The organism is Dapis brunnea BLCC-M229 (genome assembly GCF_050015995.1).
Taxonomy (GTDB): domain Bacteria; phylum Cyanobacteriota; class Cyanobacteriia; order Cyanobacteriales; family Microcoleaceae; genus Trichodesmium.
The window spans coordinates 1-21,167 of the sequence record NZ_JBNHEP010000116.1; the positions used below are offsets into that span (position 1 = coordinate 1).

The following is a 21,167-nucleotide window of genomic DNA, read 5'->3' on the forward strand; positions in this document are numbered from 1 at the left end:
GATTTTAGTCACTCGCATGTTCTCTTAATACTTATTTTACAAACAGTCTCTTATTATTACTGTTATTGGTGGTTTGGGGAGTTTGCCAGGTGCATTAGTAGGGGCATTATTGTTAGGTTTAGTTAATGCTTTTGGCATTTTAATTGCACCGAGAGCGCAAGTAGCTTTTCCATTTATTTTGATGGCAATTACATTATTATTTAGACCCCAAGGATTATTTGGAAAAATTCAACGTTAATATTAAGAAGGAAGAAGGAAGAAGGAAGAAGGAAGAAGGAAAAAGTCGATCCACCTCTAAAAACCCTAATCAATTGTAAAAATTGTTTAGAGGTAGGGTCTCCGAAATTCTCTCCTAAAATCTTAGTAGGGCTTTAGCCCGAATATACAGCGCTTTCCGTTTTTATGAGGTACACCCATCGCGGGCAAGATGCCCGCACTACAATATTTTGATCATTGACCCTGTACATCATTACTCCGAAATTTGCTGTAGATATTTTACCGAATAATTAAGGTTTAAAGCCTCTCCTTTAAAGGATAAAAAGGATAAAAAAGAAAAAATTTTCATGATTAGTCAATCCTCTTCTTTTCAAGGAGAGGTAATAATTAATAATTAATAATTAATAATTAATAATTAATTGTTGAAGGGCTAAAGCCCTACTACAAACTTGGTTATTAGATTTATTATAGATAACAAAAAAATGAGCGATCGCCTTAAACTAATTACACTATTGCTGACAATAATATTTCTCCTATTAATGCCACTATTTCTATCACCATTTAACCTGGTATTATTGACAGAAATATTATTAATGGCTCTGTTTGCCCTCAGCTTTAATCTTCTGTTTGGTTATGGCGGATTATTAAGTTTTGGTCATGCTGCCTACTTTGCCACCGGAGCTTATGTTTCTGCATATTTAATTAAAGTATCTGTACCGATAATTTTAGCCATACCTATTGCAGTTATTGCTGCATTTTTAGTCGCTATAATTATTGGTTATTTCAGCGTGCGAGTAGATAAAATTTACTTTGCCATGTTAACCCTCGCCTTCGGAATGATGATTTATACCATCCTCTTCCAATGGCGAGAAGTCACAGGAGGTAGTGACGGTATCACCGGAGTAGTAGCAACAGACTTAGGAATTCCCGGTTTACCTATCAAAATATTAGGATTTGCTAATTATTATTACCTCACAGTCATAATAGTAGCGATCGCCACCTACATCCTCTGGCGCATCACCCATAGTCCCTTTGGGGAAATTTTGCAAGCTAGTCGAGAAAACCCAGTGCGTTTGGAGTTTGTCGGAGTTGATATTCGTCGTCTGCGGTGGATGGCATTTGCTCTTGCAGGGGGTATCGCTGGATTAGCTGGTGCTTTGTGGTCGCCATTTCAACGGGTAGCAAATCCCGAAATTGCTCATTGGAGTTTTAGTGCTATTCCCGTATTGATGACAATATTAGGTGGTGCTTCTAGATTTGCTGGTCCGATAGTAGGAGCTACTGTTTTCCTATTATTGGAACATTGGGTGCAGTCTTACCAACGAAATATTTGGGAGTGGTTGGCAACGTTGCCGATGTTTTCCTCACAACTGGCGCAACAGCAAATAGATTTATGGAATTTATTATTAGGTTTACTTTTGGTAGTTCTGATTTTAGGGTTTCGAGGAGGTTTGTTAGAGAAAGTAGTAGGGACACAACATAAATCAAATCTAGATAATTAAGTAGTGCTATATCAAGTTTGAATATAAAATCAAACCTAAAACTAGGGAAGAATTGGAAACTGCAATTTCTCAACAAACCCACGGGCGAAGCATTTCTCTAGTAAATATGTCAGTTGATGATGCAATTTGTCGTATAAATGCTCCGCCCCTAAAGATACATCTGCAAATATTGAGATGTACCCTTTGAATTCCTGTTGTTAAACGACGTCACGGATAATTACCAGCGAGCTGTATAGGTACAGTTTGTTGCCAGTTCCCGGATCGGTATGTTTACCACTCAGGTAGTCGTAGGTCACAATAATTTCCTGATGAGAGTCATTAGCACTATATTGTGTAACTTTATGGTCGCCGGAATTACTGGAGTAATAGTTGGAATAACTGGAAGGTTCACTGGTTGACGCATAGAGAGAGTTGTCTCCGGAAAAAGGCACATCAAACAGACAGGAGAAGGTTTTAACTAATTTCTGCGTTTTGGGATCGAATAGTTTAAAACGCATGGTGTAGCCCAGACCATGGAACTCGGAGTCACTCTGATAACGAAACGCAACCCCGTTATACCATTCTCCTAGATCGATTCCGCCAGGACCTTTACGATCGACCTTGGCCAGAACATTCTGAGTGGGCAAATTATGATACTCACCTTCGTCTTTATAAGGGAAATCAAGCTGGATGTCATAACTAGTCAGATTATAGAAATAAACATTCTGATAAGATTCGTGCAAGACATAATCAATAATCAGCATCAACGTCACAATAATAATCACAGCGAAGACGGTGTGTTTAAGAGTTCTGTAAGTTATATTTTCAAAAGTTTCAGTCCAGGCGTCTCCCGCTGCGACTCGGCCTGCAGCCACAGCAGCCCCGAATTCTTCGCCTTCAGTCAGCGAACCGATCAACCGAGCTATAAAACGATAAACTGCCCTCATTGGCCCTATTATTACCGCCCAAAGGGTCTCAAAAACAGCACTACTGAGATTCTTCAAGACATCGTCAAAAGCATCAAGTCCAATCTCAGCAATTACTCCGGCAATTGCAGTTTTCATGAGACTATCCCCTAAAACAAAAATACCAAGATTGATCCAGGTATCGTTGTTTTGACCGGTTCCAAAGTTCATGGGTACATCCATGTGGATGAAATACTTGATGCCATCAATGGTAATGTAGGTTTGTTTAGGCTTGATCTTGTATTCTTTTGCCTTTTGTTGGATTTCCTCCTCGCTATTTACTTCGGTGAGCGTAATGGTGCTCAGAATATCGACTTGAGAAATATAAAAATTAAAGTCCTGATTATCTATCGTCCTATCCATTACCCAGGCAGTATCACCATTTGGCTGAACTACCTCCTGCAAATCATCAAAACCAATCTTGGAAAATTCGCGCATAAATTTTCCCATACGATAGTTTTGAGTATTCAGATTAATGGTGGTTTTACTGTCTATCCGCTTTTTACCAGTTATCGGGTTGACCATACCATCTGGTGCAAACTGAGACTGGGGATTCTCAAAACGAACACCTTTGGCGACGTCTTTGTCAGTTAACGTATTAATATTTAACGTTGTTACATTCTCCTGCATAGATCTCTAATCAATCATGAAATTGGTATTACATTGACCAATATAAGTTCCGTAAAACCCTAGAATCTTGTAGATTTCTCCGATTTTTTGAAGATTCTTACTGTGTTAGTAAAAATTTTTTTGGGGTAACGCCGATGGCCTTTTTAAAGTGACGAGTCAAATGGCTTTGATCTGCAAATCCAACCTTATGAGCAATTTCTGCCAGTGTTAATTTATTTTTGAGTAATAATTGTTTGGCTTTCGCAACACGTTGTCCAATTACATATTGATGGGGTGTGATGCCGATAGATTTTTTAAACTGAGTAGCGAAGTAGTTAGGGCTAACTTTGGCGATCGTGGCTAATTCAGTTAGAGTCAAATCTTGGTGTAAATTAGCTTGAATATAGTCTATAACTTGATTTAATATAGTTTTGGAGAAACTGCCTGGTGAAATTTGGATGAGTTTTTGAACGCAATAATTTCGTAGTAAATGAATATAGAAGGTTTGTAATAAGGAGTCAATATATAATTGACCGCATAAACCAGAGTTGAATAATTCTTGTTGTAAAACCTGAAAAATACCAGATATGAGGGGGTCGAAATCGGCAAAATGTGGCAATAACTCGACAGTATCACCTTTAACTATGTCATTTAATTTCTGCTTGAGAACAATAGGATCTAAATCTATTGATAAATAAGAAATAGTTTGATTCCAGTTGAAATAATGTTCTATTTCAGCAGGCATAACAACTACATTTTGTTGTTTTGTTTGTCGTTTCTGAATTTTTCTTGTTGTATTTTCTTCAGAATAAGTATCTGGAGAGACATGAGTATATATGTTAACACTATGTATCCGAAAAGTATTGTACAACATTTCCCATGGTAAGTGGCGATAATGCCGTAGATATATTCCTTCTGATAAATTGCTAGCCTGTAAAATTTTTATACCAAAGACACCCATTTGTTCTTGATTGCTGAAGTCAATATCGTATGGTATTTTTTTAGAAAAAGTCATAAGTAATTAACAATTAATAATTAACAATTAACAATTAAGAGATTGTTTGTAAAGGAAATATAAAAAGGAGATAGGGAACAGGGAACAGGGAACAGGGAACAGGGAACAGGGAATAGGGAATAGGGAATAGGGAATAAGGAGGAAGAAATCAAGACAAATATTTGTCGCTTAAAAATCTAGGAATATATGTACTGAATACTTCTCTACCTACCAAATTTCAATCTCTTGAAGTATTACCGCTTTTAGATTTTAGTCACTCGCATGTTCTCTTAATACTTATTTTACAAACAGTCTCTAAGTACCGACACGCAATTAATGGTCGTTTTTGTCCAATACTGCCCTTTAACCGTTTATTCACAGTCAAATGAAATGCTGTAATATTATATCAACTATACCCAACTCGTTGCGACTGGAAGATAGTGGAAGGAAGTAATCTCAATAGTTTTGATAATTTTTTTTATTCTTCTTAATTCCCTGTTACCGAAAAATTTTGGTTTAAAGCCTCCCCTTTTAAGGGGATAATAAATAAAAATTTTCATGATTAGTCAATCCTCTTCTTTTCAAGGAGGGGTAATTATTAATTATTCATTATTAATTATTAATTATTGAACTATCTCCTGTTTATATTTCCTGATACATTCAATCTCTTAAGAATTACTAAGTTAAATTTAGGTCAAATTACCCAAAGTAGGAGTTTAGGGAATAGCAAAAAATAAACTATCCAATTTTTGCACTAAACCTGTTTGTTTGGCTGCCTCTATTCCCTACTCCCTAAATTACAGGGTAATTGTATATTTTTTGATTTGGAAGTCCCTTAGTGACCGAAGAAATAAGGTCTCAAACCTCCCCTTTCAAGAGGATAAAAAGCGGTCGAGAGATGGCGAGGTCTCCTCACAATATCTAATCTCCCCTTGAGAAGAAAATTTTCCATTTCAAGCCTCGTGCGTAAGCTGGAGGTACTGCTGATAACTGATAACTGAAATGACCAAACCTCCACAGAGGATTAACAAGAATTTCCAGAAACCGAGTTTTTCCAAAAAATCCGGTTTCTTAATTCCAAGTTTGAAAAGATTAAATCCTATTCTAATTCCCATTTTGATAACCCAATCAATTCAACAGCTAACTGGGCAAATACTTACATCAAATCATTATTTTTTGCTGCAATAACTAAAAGTTGAGAGTTAGCCAGTGGCAAGTAATCAAGACTGTACTTCAACGGTTTATTCATAAAACCTCTTGCAAAATTTTTAATTAAACCAATTCAAGAAGTCTAATCGACAATTTTATCCCCCCTATTCCCTATTCCCTATTCCCTATTCCCTGACTTCTGCAAGAAGTCTATAGTCAAATACAAATGTTATAATAACATATTAGTCTAAAAGAATCTGACTTCTTGTCATTTATGGGTTGAAATTATACCACAATAAATATGAGTATTAAAAAAAATCCCAAAAATTCTCGTAACCGTCAAATTGGAAGTGCCTTATTAATTTTGGCAGGTCTGTTATTAACAGTATACGCATTCATACCGTCACGTCGCAAACCCCCTCGCGTTCCTTATAGTGTATTTATTCAACAAGTAGAAAATGGACAAGTAGTAGGAGTGCAAATAGATAACGAACAAATTTTATATCGTCTCAAAGGAGAAGAAGATAAACCCGGACCTTTACTTGCCACTACTACAATAAATGATCCTCAATTACTTAAACGTTTAGAAAATAATAAAGTTATATTTCAAGCAGCACCCCCTCAAAGTCGTTGGTTTGGTATTCTATTAAATTGGGTAATTCCACCTATTATATTAGTAGCAGCATTTCAGTTTTTTATGAATCGCGGACCTCAAGGTTCTCTGTCAATGAGCAAGAGTAAAGCTAAAGTTTATGTAGAAGGAGAATCAGAAAAAATAACCTTTGCTGATATCGCTGGAGTCGAAGAAGCTAAGACAGAATTAACCGAAATTGTAGACTTCTTAAAATCACCAAAACGCTTCACTGAAATTGGTGCCAGAATACCCAAAGGTTTGTTATTAGTCGGACCTCCTGGAACAGGTAAAACTTTATTAGCAAAAGCAGTCGCCGGAGAAGCAGGAGTAGCATTTTTTAGTATTTCTGGTTCTGAATTTGTAGAACTATTTGTTGGTACTGGTGCTGCTAGAGTTCGCGATTTATTTGAACAGGCAAAAAAGAAAGCTCCTTGCATTATTTTTATTGATGAAATAGACGCAATTGGTAAGTCGAGAACCAGTGGAAATTTCCACAGTGGCGGTAATGATGAACGGGAACAAACCCTGAATCAACTGTTAACTGAAATGGATGGTTTTGGCGCGGGAGATTTAACAGTTATTGTTTTAGCAGCGACTAACAGACCTGAAGCTTTAGATGCCGCTTTATTACGTCCGGGAAGATTCGACCGACAGGTATTAGTAGACCGCCCAGACTTGGTAGGTCGGGAAGCAATTTTAAATATTTATGGCAAAAAAGTTAAGTTAGGAGAAGATGTTGACTTGCATAAAATAGCAACCAGAACTCCTGGTTTTGGAGGAGCAGATTTGGCTAATCTTGTGAATGAAGCTGCTTTATTAGCTGCTAGAAATAAACGAGAAACTGTCGCACAAATAGACTTTGCTGAAGCTATTGAAAGAGTGGTTGCTGGTTTGGAAAAAAGAAGTCGAGTTTTGAGCGATCGCGAAAAGAAAATAGTAGCTTATCACGAAGTTGGTCATGCTTTAGTTGGTGCATTAATGCCTGGTAGTGGCAAGGTCGAAAAAATTTCAATTGTACCAAGAGGAATGGCAGCTTTAGGATATACTTTGCAGTTACCAACTGAGGATAGATTTTTAAGAGATGAAGAGGAAATTCGGGGGCAAATTGCCACCTTTTTAGGAGGTCGTGCTGCGGAGGAAATTGTATTTGGAAATATTACGACTGGAGCTTCAGGAGACTTACAAAAAGCCACCGATTTTGCCGAACAAATGGTAACAACTTATGGTATGAGTAAAGTATTAGGACCTTTAGCTTATGAACGGCGTAGTCAAGGTGGATTTTTAAGTAATGAAGGAGTTAATCCCCGTCGTTTAGTTAGTGAAAAAACTGCTGAAGCAATAGATAATGAAGTCAAAGAAATTGTAGAAAAAGCTCATCAGCAAGCATTAGATATTTTGAATCATAATCGTTATTTGTTAGAAAATCTTTCTCAGCAGATTTTAGAAAAAGAAGTGATAGAAGGAGAAGACTTATATGAGTTCTTAAAAGAAGTGCGATCGCCTTGGGAGAAAAATGTTAACTAGCTATTAGCTATCAGCTTTTTGAACTTGGGTTATAATTCTTGGTTTCTATAAACTATATCGTTTAGGAGGAAGTTTAAATCGCCTTCTAAACATAAAAAAAACGGTATTAGTTGTGATAATTTTATTCTCCTTAAAATTTATAAAAATCATAATTACTCACCAGCTTTTTGCTTGAGCAAACTGATTAAATTATCAGATAACCACAAACCTGCATCAAGCAAAGCTTGAATTCTGGGAGATACTACAGGAATAATTCCTCGTTGTTTGGCTAATATTAGTATTCCACCTGTTCCAATAGTAATAATACCAAAAGTACGAGCGCAACGACGCGCTGCCCTATCATCAATAATAACTGCAAAATTAGGAGTATTAAGAGCTAGACTTAATACTTCTGATTCTCCTATTCCTAAATCCCAAGCTGCTATTTCAGGAATAATATTTACTTCCTGTTTCTGTGCCCAATTTACAGTAGGTAACTGTTGAGATGGTACATCATTCTTACCTTCTACTATAACTTCATTCCAAACTCCTTCTGGAATCAAAATATCAGTAAAAAGCTGAGGTAATAAATCAGCTTGCTGACTTTTAAATAAAGCAATGAGTGGAGAAGAGTTAATAATAACTTGCTTAATCAACATCTTCCATTTCTTCAACTAATTCTGACTCATAGTATTGGATAAAATCTACGCGGTAACGAGATAAAGCACTGATAAATTCTGAACGAGTCAAACCAGCTATTTCTGCTGCTTTACCTTGAGATATTTCCCCAAGTTCGTACCATTTAATTGCTGCTGCAATACGCATTTCTCGGACAAATTCATCCGGTGTTTTGCGAAGAGCAGAAAATACCGTTGTTGGTAATTGAATAGGAATTGTTGTGTTCATATTTTTGGTGAAATTTGAGTAAGTTATACCAATTTATTAAAGCTCTGAAAGAATTCAATCTGGACTTCTTAACCCTGGACTAATACTGGAATAAATATGGGCTTAAATAATTTCGGACTGAATTCAAGAGAGTTTGTGATTGAAATCACTGCTAGATGAAAAGTGAGGTAGATATCATAACGGTTGGGTGTTGCCTAATTCTACTATCAAAATCAGCCGGGACATGAGAGTAATTAAAATTACTTTTCAATAAAAAAGATTTATGGTATTTGTCCCACAGAATTCTGTAAAAAAAAGTTTTCCAGAGTGCATAACTGACTAAAACACAGAAATATGTGTTCTACAGAATGGGTTAATTACATTTTGCTTAACCAATTTGGGGTTGATAGTAAAGAGTTTTAACCTATTGAACTTAATTCAGGAGAATAATTGAAGGGATTAGTCCCATAGTATCCTGCAAAAAAGTTCTGAAGACTGCATAAGTGTCTTAAACATAGAAATATATATTCTACAGGATGGGTTGATTAAAGTCCCGTTAATTAATTTCGGAGCTTTAAAGTAAATAGTTTTAACCCGTCAAATGTTAACGTTGAACTCAAGTCAGGAGAATTATTAATGGCCAGAAATTCTAAAAGACTAGACAAGTCCAAAAATTATAAAAATATTAACAATAACAACCACAACCAACTGCTAGAGTTAGATTTAGATGAACTCGAATATATTGTAGGTGGAGCACCTCGTGATGATAAGAATCGGCGTGTACCACCACCTCCACCATCATTGGAAGAACCAGATTCATAAGAGTAAAAATTTTTAGCCCTTAGTTTGTATATTGTGGGGGATGGTAGTAATCCTAGTAATTCGGCGTGTACCACCACCTCCACCATCATTGGAAGATCCACTGAACTTAAGGGTAAAAAATTTGTAGCCCTTAGTTTGTATATTGTGGGGGATGGTAGTGATCCTAGTAATGAGGTAAATATTATACTTATTCTACTATAAAAATCAGCCGGGACATGAGAGTGTTTAAAATCACTTCTCGATGAAAAAGATTCATAGTATTTGTCCCATAGAATTCTGCAAAAAAAGTTTTCAAGGCTGCATAACTAACTAAAACACAGAAATATTTGTTCTAGAGGATGGGTTAATTAAAGTTACGTTAATGAATGAATGAATGAGGAGCTTAAAGTAAATAGTTTTAACCCGTCAAATGTCAACATTGAACTTAGGTCAGGAGAATTATTAATGGCTAAAAATTCTAAAAGACTAGACAAATCTAAAAATTGTAATAAAATCAATCACACTAATGAGAACCAATTGGTGGAGTTGGAACTTGATGAACTTGAATTCGTTGTGGGGGGAAATGACCCACAAGATCAAGCAAATGGAGATGACAACCGACCAAATTATTCACCTCCACCTAGCAGAGAAATTAACTAAAAAATAAATAGGCAATTTTAACTAGCTATTTATTTTTTAGGATTAAAATTGTTTTAACTTATCAAATGTCAAGGTTAGTCAGGAAAATTATGAAACTTACTAATCCTAAAAAATCACATCAGTCAAAAAATCCTAAAAGTATCAATTTGTTGGAGTTACAATTAGACGAACTCGAAAATATTGTAGGTGGAGCACCTCTTTGTGATGATCCGAATCGGCGTGTACCGCCACCTCCACCATCATTGGCAGACCCCAACTAAATCGTTCTAACTCATCAAATATCAACATTGAACTTAATTCAGGAGAATTATAATGGCCAAAAATTCTCAAAGACTAGACAAGTCCAAAAATTCTAAGAGTATCAATCACATCAAGGAAAACAAATTACTGGAGTTAGAATTAGATGAACTCGAAAGTATTGTAGGGGGTATTCCCAATCGGATTCCACCCCGGCCTCCACCAAATTTAGAAAGTTAAAAATTTGTAGCCCTTGTCTAATTTTATAGTATTGTAGATTTGCCTGTTGGAAATGACCGAAAAATGAAACATTTTTACAACTTTCAAATCTACACCATTTTAATCCTAACCTATTTGATATTAGGTTATTGTAGACTTTCCGTATCACCTGCCATCGCCCAACTCCAACCAGATATTACTTTGGGAAAAGATAACTCAGTTATTACACCTAACGTAAATATCAAAGGTATAGAAAGCGATCGCATAGATGGCGGTGCCCAACGTGGTGCAAATCTATTTCACAGTTTTCAAGAATTCAACATTCAAAGAGGAAGAGGAGTTTACTTTAGCAACCCCGATGGAGTTGTTAATATCCTGACTCGCATCACAGGAAATAACATCTCCAACATATTAGGAACCCTGGGTGTACTAGGAAATGCTAATCTATTTTTCATCAACCCGAATGGGATAATATTTGGAGCAGATGCCCAATTAGACATTGGGGGTTCCTTTTATGGATCAACAGCCGATAGTATATTATTTAAAAATGGATATGAGTTTTCCACTTCAGACCCCCAAGCACCGCCACTACTGAAAGTTAACCTTCCCATTGGATTGAGGTTGCCAGAAAATCCTGGAAGTATTCAGGTTGAAGGGCGAGCTCATAATTTGAGCTTCGATCCTGATACCTTTTCAAATATTCGAGAAAACAGGAATGTAGGATTGCAAGTTCCAACAGGTAAAACCTTAGCTCTAGTTGGAGGTGATATTTCCTTAAGAGGAGGAAATCTTACCTCAGAAAGCGGACACATTCAACTAGGAAGCATTCAGAGTGGAGTAGTTGGACTAACCTCTACTTCCAGTAGTCTCCATTATGGAGAAGTCTCAACATTTGGTAACATTCAACTATCTCAAGCTAGCTCTGTAGACGTGAGTGGAGCGGGTGCGGGAGAAACCCAAATCCAAGGCCGGGCAATTGAAGTGCAAGATGGTTCAATTATTTTAGGAAATACTTTGGGGTCAGAAGATGGGGGAACCTCAACCATTAGAGCATCAGAATTGATTAAAATAGAAGGAACAACACCTGATGGTCAGATTCTAAGCAGTATTGTAGCAGAGGTAGCTCCAGGAGCTACAGGTAAAGGTGGTAATTTGATAGTGGAGACAAAAAGCCTAGAATTGAGAGAACGAGGACAGATAGGTGTTAATACACTAGGTCAAGGAAAAGGAGGGAATTTAACTATCTCTGCTACTAATATAGAACTGATAGGGGTTTCTACTGATTCATTCGGTCGGGACACCAGTATCAATGCTATTGTAGAGTTTGGAGTAGTAGGAAATGCAGGTGATATTAGGATTGATACAGAAAGTTTACGCTTGTGGGATGGAGCCCAGATTGGTGTTGGTACATTTGGTCAGGGAAATGCAGGTAATTTAACCATCTCTGCTACTAATGTAGAACTTATAGGAACTTCTGCTGATGGTATGGTTGGTAGTAGCTTGTTTACTACAGTAGTGACACCGGAAGAGATAATAGAGGAATTAACAGAACCGGAAGTGAGAGAAAATGGAGGAAGTTTGAGCCTAGAAACAGAAAATTTAATAGTTCGAGATGGAGCACTGATCAGCACTGCTACCTTTGGTCAGGGAAATGCTGGGAATATTAATATATCTGCTACTAATGTAGAACTGACTGGAACTTCTTCTAATGGTCAATTTGTTAGTACCTTTTCCTCAGTAGCAGCATCAGAAGCGATAGGAAATGGAGGAAGTTTGAGGCTAGAAACAGAAAATTTAATAGTTCAAGACGGAGCGCAGATCGCCACTAGCACTTTTGGTCAGGGAAATGGAGGAGACCTAACTATCTCTGCTAAAAAAATAGAAATGATTGGGACTACTGCCGATGGTCAAGTTCCTAGTGGTTTATTTGCTTCAGTTCAGAAAACAGGGGAAGGAAATGGAGGAAGTATAAATATCAAGACAGAAAATTTACGAGTTGAAGATGGAGCTAAAATTGGTGTAGATGTTTTTGGTCAAGGAAATGGAGGAGAGTTAACCATCTCTGCCACTAATATAGACCTAATGGGAATTGCTGCTGATGGTCAAAGAGTTAGTGAAATGACAGCAGCAGTACAAGAAGAAGCAATAGGCAATGGAAGAAACATAACACTCAACACAACAAACCTACAAATCCAAAACGGAGCGCGAATAACAGCCAGCACCTCTGGCCAAGGAAATGCAGGAGATATAACCATCTCAGCCAAAAACCTACAACTTACAGGAACCTCTGCTAACGGTACACCCAGCAGACTAACCGCAGAAGCAGACTCCACAGCAACAGGAGCAGGCGGAACCCTAACCATCAACACCGAAACCCTCAACCTCCGCAACCAAGCCGAAATCACAGTCAGTTCTGCCACCAAACAACGTGCAGGCAACCTAGTCATCAACAGCAACAACATCCTCATCTCAAACCAAGCCAGTCTCAATGCCGAAACCACAGCAGAACAAGGCAACATCACCATCAACAACAACAAAGACCTCATCCTCCGCAATAAAAGCAACATCACCACCAACGCCACCGGAGAAGCCACCGGAGGCAACATAGAAATCAACACCGAAAACCTAGTCGCCCAAGAAAACAGCGACATCTCAGCCAACGCCCAACAAGCATTCGGAGGCACCATCAACATCAGTGCAGCCGGCATATTCGGCACAGAATTCCGTCCCCAACAAACAAACCAAAGCGACATCACCGCCACCTCAGAACTCGGAGCATCATTCAGTGGAGAAGTCAACATCAACACCCCAGAAGTAGACCCCAGTGACGGACTCGTAGAATTTGACGACACCATCCCCGACATCTCCAACCTCATCGACCAAAACCCCTGCCGACAGGGACAAAGCAGCCAATTCACCATCACAGGACTTGGAGGTTTACCACCAAACCCCACAGACCCCCTCACCCCCAACACCCTCTGGCAAGACCCACAAACCACCACCACTCCAGGGCAAACCACCACCTCATCAGACCCAGAATTCATCGAAGCACAAGGTTGGATATCCACCCCCCAAGGCATTCAACTCATCACCAACCCCCACACCGCCACACCCGCACGCCCCTGGTTAATACCACCTGAATGCGAACAATTAGACACTCAACAACCACCACCCTATCTCCTCGCCAGCAGTAACGGAACCATTCCTACTAGGGGATCTAGACTAAAATTGTGGGAAAAACCTAACCCCCCAACCCCCTTCCCTACTAGGGAAGGGGGAGAAGACTTCGCCCCTCTCGGAGCAAGACAGAGGTCCGCGCAGAGGTCTCAATTGACTCAAATTTACCCACATTTTCCAGCTAGACGTCCCACTACCTCAACTTCTCAACCTTTGAAAGTAACAATTCAACAATTCAACTTTACTGGCAACACAAAATTCAGCAACCAAGAACTACAACAACAACTCACACCATACCTCAACCAACCCATCACCTTTGCCCAACTCATCGCAGCACGCACCGCCATCACACAATATTACACCCAAAACAACTACATCACATCAGGAGCATTCATCCCCACCCAAACCATATCCGACAACGGTACCATCACACTCCAAGTCGTAGAAGGAAAAGTCAGTGAAATCAACGTCAATATTCAAGGCAGATTAAATAATAATTATATCAAAAGTCGCCTCAAAAAAGCAACCACCGCTCCCCTCAACCAAGAAAAACTATTTTCTGCCCTACAACTATTACAACTAGACCCCAATATCAAAACCATATCCGCCGAACTCTCAGCAGGAGTCAGCCCAGATATAAGTATATTAGACGTCGAAGTTGTCACAGCAAATCCCTGGCAAATAGCAACCATCAGTAATAATGGTAGAGCACCAAGTGTGGGAACATTTCGGCGAGGAGTAGAAGTAGGTTATGGGAATATAACAGGAATGGGTGACAGTTTGAATACTCTCTACACCAACACCGATGGCAGCGATACGGTAGAAATATCTTATTCTCTTCCAGTCAACTCCAGTAATGGTCGTATCGAACTATTTTACCGTCGTCGAGATAATGAAGTCATAGAATCACCATTTGAAAGACTTGATATTGAATCTAATTCTAATACTTACGAATTATCATTTCGTCAACCAATAGTACAAACACCTTACCAAAACTTAAATTTGGGGTTATCTGCAACCAGGCGAGATAGTCAGACATCAATATTAGGAACAAACTTTCCATTATCGGAGGGAGCAGATGATAATGGAGAAACGAAATTATCAATTGTGCAGTTTTTCCAAGATTATCAACTACGGGGAGATAATCAGGTGTTGGCATTTAATTCTCAATTTAATGTGGGGTTGGGAATATTGGATGCAACGGTGAATAGTAATGAACCCGATAGTCGGTTTTTTTATTGGCGAGGTCAGGGACAATGGGTGCGAGAGTTGGCAGAAAATACATTGTTGGTGGTAGGAGCAGATGTACAGTTATCACCATCAGAGTTAGTGCCGTTAGAAAGGTTTGGTTTGGGGGGGTATAGGAGTGTGAGAGCTTATCGTCAGGATACTCGTTTGACGGATAATGGGGTGTTGGGGACGCTTGAGTTAAGGTTGCCGGTGCCGTGGATATCTGGGGAGAAGAGGTTATTTCAGGTAGTGCCGTTTATTGATGGGGGGGTGGCGTGGAATAGTGATGGAGAGGAGGTGGAGGGAAGGAATGGTTTGGCAGCAGTGGGGGTGGGGTTGCAGGTGAGTTTGTGGCAGAGGGTTCAGATGCGTTTGGATTATGGTATTCCGTTGGTGGATGTGGACTCAAGAGACAAGACTGCTCAGGAGGAGGGGTTTTATTTTTCTGTTTCTGCTTCTCCTTTTGATTTTTGAGGGGGTTTGGGTCCAATATGTAATTTAATGATAATTTTATATTGAGCAAGAACTTCCAGGATGTCATTGGGAGTGGAACAACTAATCCCCATTGGGTTAATACCATTTATTGATGAAGCTAGAGTTAATAAAATATATCAGTATAACAGTTATAATTAAGCTCGTAGTTGGGCTTTAGCCCTAAGATAAATATTTGATGGGCTAAAGCCCAACTACAAACAAAAACTTTATTATAACTAATAATTTGTGATGGAAATAGACTGAATATGAAAATAATAAAATTCCTTGCCATTACCCTATTAAGTTTCTTTTTCATCCTGGGAATTAATATTTTATCTCCCGTTTTAGCCCAATCTTCTGCTTCTAATTTAGTTCAACAAGGAATCCAATTATTACAACAAGGAAAGGCAGAAGTAGCATTAGAAATTTGGGAACAAGCAGAAGTTATTTATCGCAAAAATCAAAATAAAATTGGCATTATTGGCACTCAAATTAATCAAGCTCAAGCTTTAACGAGTTTGGGATTTTATCGACGTTCTTGTAATACTATGCTACAAGCATTTGGCAATGATTTAGAATGCGATAGCTTAACTACAAATGACCTAGACAATATTCTACCAAAGTTTCAAACATCAAATACTAATCTCAATTTTCAGGGGTTACAAAGCTTGGGAAATGGATTGCGGGCGATCGGTAAATTGGAGTTATCTAAACAGGTTTTAGAAGCAAGTTTGCCCTTGGCAGATTCTAACAATACTAAAGCTCAATTATTGCTTAATTTAGGTAATAATATCCTTTCTCAAGGCAAAGGTATTGCTAATATTAATCCGAGAAGAAGAAAAGAGGAAGAAGCACTTCAAACTCTAGTAGAGCAAGGTTTATCTAATTATCAAGAAGCTGCAACTATTTCTCCTGAAAAATTAGTTCAAATTCAGGCAACAATTAATCATCTCAGTTTGCTGCTCAAATTTAGACAATGGTCTAAAGAACCTCGCGATATTTGGCTGCAACCTTATATACAATTTCAGATTGATACTTTACCCCAAATTATTCAAACCTTAAATCAAATTAATCCTACTCCTGACTCAATTCAAGCAAGAATTAAATTAGTAGAAATTGTAATTGATTTTGACAATATATATGCTAAATCAACCTTAGCTCAAATTCAGACTTATTTGGCTGAAATTACTCGAGTTAACAAACTACTAAATCAGGCAATTCAGCAAGCAAAAATTATTAATAATTCTCGTTTAGAAGCTTATGGAATTGGCATACAAGGAAAATTGACTCAAAAGAATGGAGACTTGGAAAAGGCACTAAAATTGACAAATCAAGCATTAGCGATATCTCAAAAAGTATCTGCTTCTGATATTACTTATCAACTCCAAGAACAATTAGGAGATATTTTAATTCAGCAAGGAAACACCTCAGCAGCACTATTAGCTTACAAATCTGCTTTTAATACTCTGCAAGTTTTACGACGAAACTTGGTAGCTTTAAATAGAGATATTCAGTTCGACTTTCGCGCTAGCGTTGAACCTCTATATAGAAAATTGGTGGCATTACTACTGCAACCAGAAACAGACTCAACTCAACCAAGTTTGCCAAATCTCAAAGCTGCTCGTGAAGTGATTGAATCTCTACAATTGGCAGAATTGGATAACTTTTTCCAAGATGCTTGTGTGAATGCAGAGGATATTAATATTGATGAAATTGATGAAAATGCAGCGGTTATTTATCCAATTTTATTAGAGAATCAATTAAGTGTTATTCTTAAGTTGCCTGGTGTTGATAATTTTCGTTATGCTTCAGTAAGTGATAGCGACTTTGAAGCGAAATTTAAGGAAAACCTATTCTTGCTGCTAGTTTACATTAGAAGTCAAGAAGAAATTAGCGTTCAGTCAAATGCAAATCAACTTTATCAGTGGTTAATCAAACCATTTGAAAAAGACTTGGAAGTAAACATAGAACACGACACAAGTCAAATTAAAACCTTAGTTTTTGTCTTGGATGGTTTACTCAGAAATATCCCCATGTCAGTGTTGTATGATAGCGAACGGGAGCGATATCTGATTGAACGATACGCGATCGCTATTGCTCCAGGTTTGCAATTGATAGATCCCAAACCCTTATTAAAAGAGCAGCTACGAGTATTAACTGCGGGAACAGGTCAACAAGCACCAAGTTATGCAGTGGAAGGTTATGGTCCTTTACCTAATGTTGAACAGGAACTAGAAGCAATTCAAAAAACAATACCACAGTCTGAGCAATTAGCAGATGAAAATTTCACTAAAATTAATATTCAAGACAAAATTAATTCTGCCCCGTTTAGTATCGTCCATATTGCGACTCACGGACAGTTTAGCTCTAATCCTGATGATACCTTCATATTAGGATGGGATGAACGTATTAATGTTCGGGATTTAGATCGACTACTTCAGAGTGAGAATTTGCAGCGATCAGATCGAGCGATAGAATTATTAATTTTAAGTGCTTGTGAAACAGCACTGGGAGATACGCGAGCAGCATTGGGTTTAGCTGGAGTTTCTATTAGAGCTGGCGCTCGTAGTGTTGTAGGGAGTTTATGGAGGGTAAGTGATGCGTCTACGGCAGAATTAATGAAACAATTTTATCAACAATTATTGAAGTCTGATAGTTCACAACTGAAAAAAGCAGAAGCACTGCGTCAGGTTCAAATGAGATTTATTAAGGGAGAAATTGAACCGAATTCAAATTACAATATACCTTATCATTGGTCATCATTTATTCTTGTTGGTAATTGGTTGTAATTAAACAATTGTATTAAATGCAGATGATATATAAAGTCTTACAGCTCATTCCAGCTTGATGAATTACAGTAGCACTAGCTTTTTAAATAGTTTTTGAAGTATAGAATTAAGTTTTCATTCTTTTTGACAAAATCTAATATAAACACCGTACAAAACGTGCATGGAATAGACTGTATAATTGGAAAAAATCTTCTACTTATTTTACTTATAATTCTTTTACTTATAATTCTTTTACTGATACTTCTAATTGGTCTACTAATTCTTTTAGTTCTAATTGTTCATGGGAGAAGAAGCTTTCTGATTCTTGATCAAGTGAATTTTCTTCTTCCGATAAGAAGCTTTCTACTTCGTCCAATAATTCATCTAATTCTTCTAAAATTATTGTTCTTTGTTTCGGTAAACTATTTGTTTGCCTGGGAAATTGTTCTACTTCTGATTGTTCAGAAGAAAACAAGCTTTCTGATTCTTCTTCGCCAACCTGACCAGGTTTAGTCTGCTTTTCTAAGGGAAACTTATCCGACACAAATGTTTTCAGTTCCACATCAGTGAATTTCTTGAATGAGGAGTTCCAAGTTTGCTTGTTAATTTGTTTTTTGTCTGTTGTTGTAATTGCAATGATTTGGTTTTTCATGGTTTTTGGTTTCCTGTGTTTGAACTAATTGTTTTAATTATTACCCTTTTTTTTGGTGATAGTTGTGATTTGTAAGGAAAATTACGGTGATATTTCGGTTGTGTTTGAGTGATTTGGATACCATAGCACAATAAACTAAATCAGTGCCTTGGTGTGATGATCGTCACTATCTTATATGAAATACGCTAATGTTTGCTAACAAAGATTTATAGGGAGATTGGGGGATGGGGAGAGAGGGAGATTCATTAAGTAGTACAATTTTTTGTATTTCATATTAACTCCTGACTTCTGTCTCCTGACTCCTTCTTCACAGTATTTCTGTTCAGCAATTTTTGACAAAAAAAGTAGGGATAGACTAATGTAATACCAATTACCATGGATTAACGCTATACTTCAGCTATACTTAAACACCTCAATAGTTACCAAGATTTTTTGTCTTTTTTTGACAATTATTAGTCGGTATTTTATATATTTTTCCTACTTTTTATTTCTCCCGTACGGACGTTGCATAACAAAAATGCGTTTCATGTCGCGCAGCGTTAACGAAGTTGTGCGTTAGCTAAACGTCCGTACTACTCCCCACACTTCCCCACATTTGGCAGATATAGCATTCTTTTTGAAAAATGGTATAACATCCCTACTCTCAACTTTCACAGTATTTCTGTTCAGTAATTTTTGACAAAAAAAGTAGGGATAGACTAATGTAGCATCCCTACTCTCAACAAAATTAAAATTTTCAGCCAAGGTAAAACCTAATTACTAAATTTAGATTGCCATCCTATTTAAACACACCAGAAACAGATAATACTTCAGACTCAGGAATTCTGGGTAAGAAAGGTCGTTCAGCAAACAGTTGAGGATTAGCCTTAGCAAAAGTGTATGATTGACGTACCTGAGTATTTACTGCCACTGTCTTCGCATCATACACCCGAGTTGCCATCTTAGGATATAAACCAATTCCGATAATCAAAGCTAGGAAACAAGCAGCGATCGCCACTTCTCTTGGTTTAGCATCTGTATAAACAGCTTTCGCAGGTAACACACAGTTAGTACCAAAGCAAACTGCCTCATCTAGAATTTCATTTTCATAAGGAGTATCTTTGAGGATACAAGCTGGTGCTTGACCAGTGCTGTAGAACATTTGACGCAACATGGAGAGTAGATAGATAGGAGTCAATATCAGACCAACTGCTGCTAAGAATACTGTCACTGTACGGAAAGTAGAGCTGTAAACATCGCTGCTAGTCACACCAACAAATACCATCAGTTCGCTGGCAAAACCACTCATTCCAGGAAGAGCTAAGGATGCCATTGCACTAATTGTAAATAGAGCAAATACTTTTGGCATCACTTGACCGAGACCACCCATTTCGTCTAATGACAAAGTGTGGAGGCGATCGTAAGTTACACCTGCGAGGAAGAACAATACTGCAGCAATTAAACCGTGAGAAATCATCTGTAGTAAAGCTCCACTTACTCCTAAGTCAGTAAAGGAAGCAATACCTAACAATACAAAACCCATGTGAGCAACAGAGGAGTAAGCCAAACGGCGCTTCATGTTAGATTGACCAAAAGAATTTAAGCCACCGTAAACGATATTAACAACACCTAGAATTGCCAGAACAGGAGCAAAGTAAACATGGGCATCAGAGAGCATTTCTAAGTTAAGGCGAATTAATCCATATCCACCCATTTTCAACAATACACCAGCAAGAATCATTGAGACAGGTGCAGAAGCTTCGCCGTGAGCATCAGGTAGCCATGTGTGTAGAGGGAAAACAGCTAACTTAACTCCAAAAGTAATTAATAATCCTGCGTAGATTAGAAGTTCAAAAGCTAGTGGATAATCTTTCAGACCTAGTTCCACCATGTCAAAGGTAATATTGCCGCCACCGTAGAGGGCCATTCCCAAAGCTGCCACCAGAATAAATATAGAAGCTGCTGCTGTGTAGAGCAAGAATTTTGTTGCAGCGTACCGACGCTTTTTACCACCCCAGATTGATATAAGTAGGTAGACAGGAACCAATTCTAGTTCCCACATAATGAACAGTAACATTATGTCTTGAGCAACAAACACTCCTATCTGGGCAGAGTACAAGACCAGCATCAAGAAATAAAAAAGACGTGGTTTGTAATCTACTTGCCACGCCGCGAATATTGATAGTGTTGTTACTAGGCCAGCTAAGAGTACCAGTGGCATAGATAGACCGTCTACTGATACTGCCCAACTTAAACCTATTTGAGGGAGCCAAGCATATTTTTCTACCAGTTGAAAACCAGAGTCACTGGCATTGTAGTTGTTCCAGAAGGCGTAGCACATTAAGGCAAAGTCTGCGATACCTACGCCAAGGGCATACCATCTCATGGTTTTTCCGTTTTTATCGGGTATGAGGGGTATAAGTAGGGCTGCCAGAAGGGGCAGTAGGACTATAGTGGTGAGCCAGGGAAATTGAGTTGCCATCATAACAGTGAGAACAAATACTTACCTTTGTTTTTTTTTCATATTACTAAAT

15 protein-coding genes are annotated in these 21,167 nt (G+C 38.0%); 9 read left to right on the plus strand and 6 right to left on the minus strand.

What is annotated here, in order from left to right; genetic code table 11:
• The first annotated feature begins 82 nt into the window (after window positions 1–82).
• Together ACP6PM_RS14120 and ACP6PM_RS14125 are read left to right on the plus strand one after the other, a co-directional pair.
• Entirely contained in the window at window positions 83–238 is a 156-nt protein-coding gene (locus ACP6PM_RS14120; protein WP_426585603.1) for a hypothetical protein, read from the plus strand.
• 460 nt (window positions 239–698) lie between these two features.
• Window positions 699–1,718: a branched-chain amino acid ABC transporter permease gene (locus ACP6PM_RS14125; protein ID WP_426585605.1), complete on the plus strand. Its 1,020-nt coding sequence runs from the start codon at window positions 699–701 to the stop codon at window positions 1,716–1,718.
• A gap of 197 nt (window positions 1,719–1,915) precedes the next feature.
• Here ACP6PM_RS14125 and ACP6PM_RS14130 read toward each other — a convergent pair whose 3' ends face one another.
• Together ACP6PM_RS14130 and ACP6PM_RS14135 are read right to left on the minus strand one after the other, a co-directional pair.
• Complete coding sequence (locus ACP6PM_RS14130) at window positions 1,916–3,292, minus strand: hypothetical protein (RefSeq protein ID WP_426585607.1); 1,377 nt, start codon at window positions 3,290–3,292, stop codon at window positions 1,916–1,918.
• A gap of 97 nt (window positions 3,293–3,389) precedes the next feature.
• On the minus strand, window positions 3,390–4,286 hold the full coding sequence (locus ACP6PM_RS14135) for an AraC family transcriptional regulator (RefSeq protein WP_426585609.1): 897 nt from the start codon (window positions 4,284–4,286) through the stop codon (window positions 3,390–3,392).
• A gap of 1,429 nt (window positions 4,287–5,715) precedes the next feature.
• On the opposite strand from ACP6PM_RS14135, the gene ftsH reads away from it, so the two are divergent.
• On the plus strand, window positions 5,716–7,572 hold the full coding sequence (gene ftsH / locus ACP6PM_RS14140; protein ID WP_426585611.1) for an ATP-dependent zinc metalloprotease FtsH: 1,857 nt from the start codon (window positions 5,716–5,718) through the stop codon (window positions 7,570–7,572).
• Window positions 7,573–7,724: 152 nt separating this feature from the next.
• On the opposite strand, the gene ACP6PM_RS14145 is transcribed toward ftsH, so the two are convergent.
• Window positions 7,725–8,210, minus strand: coding sequence for a PIN domain-containing protein (locus ACP6PM_RS14145; RefSeq protein ID WP_426585613.1), 486 nt, complete (start codon window positions 8,208–8,210; stop codon window positions 7,725–7,727).
• Window positions 8,200–8,457 (minus strand): UPF0175 family protein, encoded by a 258-nt coding sequence (locus ACP6PM_RS14150; RefSeq protein ID WP_426585615.1) that lies wholly within the window; start codon window positions 8,455–8,457, stop codon window positions 8,200–8,202. Before ACP6PM_RS14150 ends, ACP6PM_RS14145 begins: the two co-directional genes overlap by 11 nt.
• Window positions 8,458–9,072: 615 nt before the next feature.
• Here ACP6PM_RS14150 and ACP6PM_RS14155 point away from each other — a divergent pair.
• From ACP6PM_RS14155 to ACP6PM_RS14180, 6 genes are all read left to right on the plus strand, one after another.
• On the plus strand, window positions 9,073–9,258 hold the full coding sequence (locus ACP6PM_RS14155) for a hypothetical protein (protein WP_426585617.1): 186 nt from the start codon (window positions 9,073–9,075) through the stop codon (window positions 9,256–9,258).
• A 444-nt stretch (window positions 9,259–9,702) separates the two neighbouring features.
• Window positions 9,703–9,897, plus strand: coding sequence for a hypothetical protein (locus tag ACP6PM_RS14160; RefSeq protein ID WP_426585619.1), 195 nt, complete (start codon window positions 9,703–9,705; stop codon window positions 9,895–9,897).
• Window positions 9,898–9,986: 89 nt separating this feature from the next.
• Window positions 9,987–10,157 carry a hypothetical protein gene (locus tag ACP6PM_RS14165; RefSeq protein WP_426585621.1) on the plus strand — a complete coding sequence of 57 codons (171 nt, stop codon included), beginning with the start codon at window positions 9,987–9,989 and terminating at the stop codon, window positions 10,155–10,157.
• A gap of 52 nt (window positions 10,158–10,209) precedes the next feature.
• Entirely contained in the window at window positions 10,210–10,374 is a 165-nt protein-coding gene (locus ACP6PM_RS14170; RefSeq protein ID WP_426585623.1) for a hypothetical protein, read from the plus strand.
• 63 nt (window positions 10,375–10,437) lie between these two features.
• Window positions 10,438–15,234, plus strand: a complete 4,797-nt coding sequence (locus ACP6PM_RS14175; protein ID WP_426585625.1) for a two-partner secretion domain-containing protein — start codon at window positions 10,438–10,440, stop codon at window positions 15,232–15,234.
• 266 nt (window positions 15,235–15,500) lie between these two features.
• A complete protein-coding gene (locus ACP6PM_RS14180; RefSeq protein WP_426585627.1) occupies window positions 15,501–18,023 on the plus strand; it encodes a CHAT domain-containing protein in 2,523 nt (840 codons plus the stop codon).
• 220 nt (window positions 18,024–18,243) lie between these two features.
• Here the strand turns inward: ACP6PM_RS14180 and ACP6PM_RS14185 are convergent, their stop codons facing one another.
• Both ACP6PM_RS14185 and ACP6PM_RS14190 read right to left on the minus strand, forming a co-directional pair.
• The gene (locus tag ACP6PM_RS14185) at window positions 18,244–18,654 is read right to left on the minus strand and encodes a hypothetical protein (RefSeq protein WP_426585629.1); all 411 of its coding nucleotides are present in this window, start codon (window positions 18,652–18,654) and stop codon (window positions 18,244–18,246) included.
• A 778-nt stretch (window positions 18,655–19,432) separates the two neighbouring features.
• Window positions 19,433–21,118 carry an NAD(P)H-quinone oxidoreductase subunit 4 gene (locus tag ACP6PM_RS14190; RefSeq protein WP_426585631.1) on the minus strand — a complete coding sequence of 562 codons (1,686 nt, stop codon included), beginning with the start codon at window positions 21,116–21,118 and terminating at the stop codon, window positions 19,433–19,435.
• Between the last annotated feature and the right edge of the window lie 49 nt (window positions 21,119–21,167).

Coding starts and splice junctions, on each gene's coding strand:
- ACP6PM_RS14165 (WP_426585621.1), top strand. CDS start 9,987: ATGAAACTTACTAATCCTAAAAAATCACATCAGTCAAAAAATCCTAAA.
- ACP6PM_RS14185 (WP_426585629.1), bottom strand. CDS start 18,654: ATGAAAAACCAAATCATTGCAATTACAACAACAGACAAAAAACAAATT.
- ACP6PM_RS14155 (WP_426585617.1), top strand. CDS start 9,073: ATGGCCAGAAATTCTAAAAGACTAGACAAGTCCAAAAATTATAAAAAT.
- ACP6PM_RS14175 (WP_426585625.1), top strand. CDS start 10,438: ATGAAACATTTTTACAACTTTCAAATCTACACCATTTTAATCCTAACC.
- ACP6PM_RS14150 (WP_426585615.1), bottom strand. CDS start 8,457: ATGAACACAACAATTCCTATTCAATTACCAACAACGGTATTTTCTGCT.
- ACP6PM_RS14130 (WP_426585607.1), bottom strand. CDS start 3,292: ATGCAGGAGAATGTAACAACGTTAAATATTAATACGTTAACTGACAAA.
- ACP6PM_RS14125 (WP_426585605.1), top strand. CDS start 699: ATGAGCGATCGCCTTAAACTAATTACACTATTGCTGACAATAATATTT.
- ACP6PM_RS14190 (WP_426585631.1), bottom strand. CDS start 21,118: ATGATGGCAACTCAATTTCCCTGGCTCACCACTATAGTCCTACTGCCC.
- ACP6PM_RS14135 (WP_426585609.1), bottom strand. CDS start 4,286: ATGACTTTTTCTAAAAAAATACCATACGATATTGACTTCAGCAATCAA.
- ftsH (WP_426585611.1), top strand. CDS start 5,716: ATGAGTATTAAAAAAAATCCCAAAAATTCTCGTAACCGTCAAATTGGA.
- ACP6PM_RS14160 (WP_426585619.1), top strand. CDS start 9,703: ATGGCTAAAAATTCTAAAAGACTAGACAAATCTAAAAATTGTAATAAA.
- ACP6PM_RS14145 (WP_426585613.1), bottom strand. CDS start 8,210: ATGTTGATTAAGCAAGTTATTATTAACTCTTCTCCACTCATTGCTTTA.
- ACP6PM_RS14170 (WP_426585623.1), top strand. CDS start 10,210: ATGGCCAAAAATTCTCAAAGACTAGACAAGTCCAAAAATTCTAAGAGT.
- ACP6PM_RS14180 (WP_426585627.1), top strand. CDS start 15,501: ATGAAAATAATAAAATTCCTTGCCATTACCCTATTAAGTTTCTTTTTC.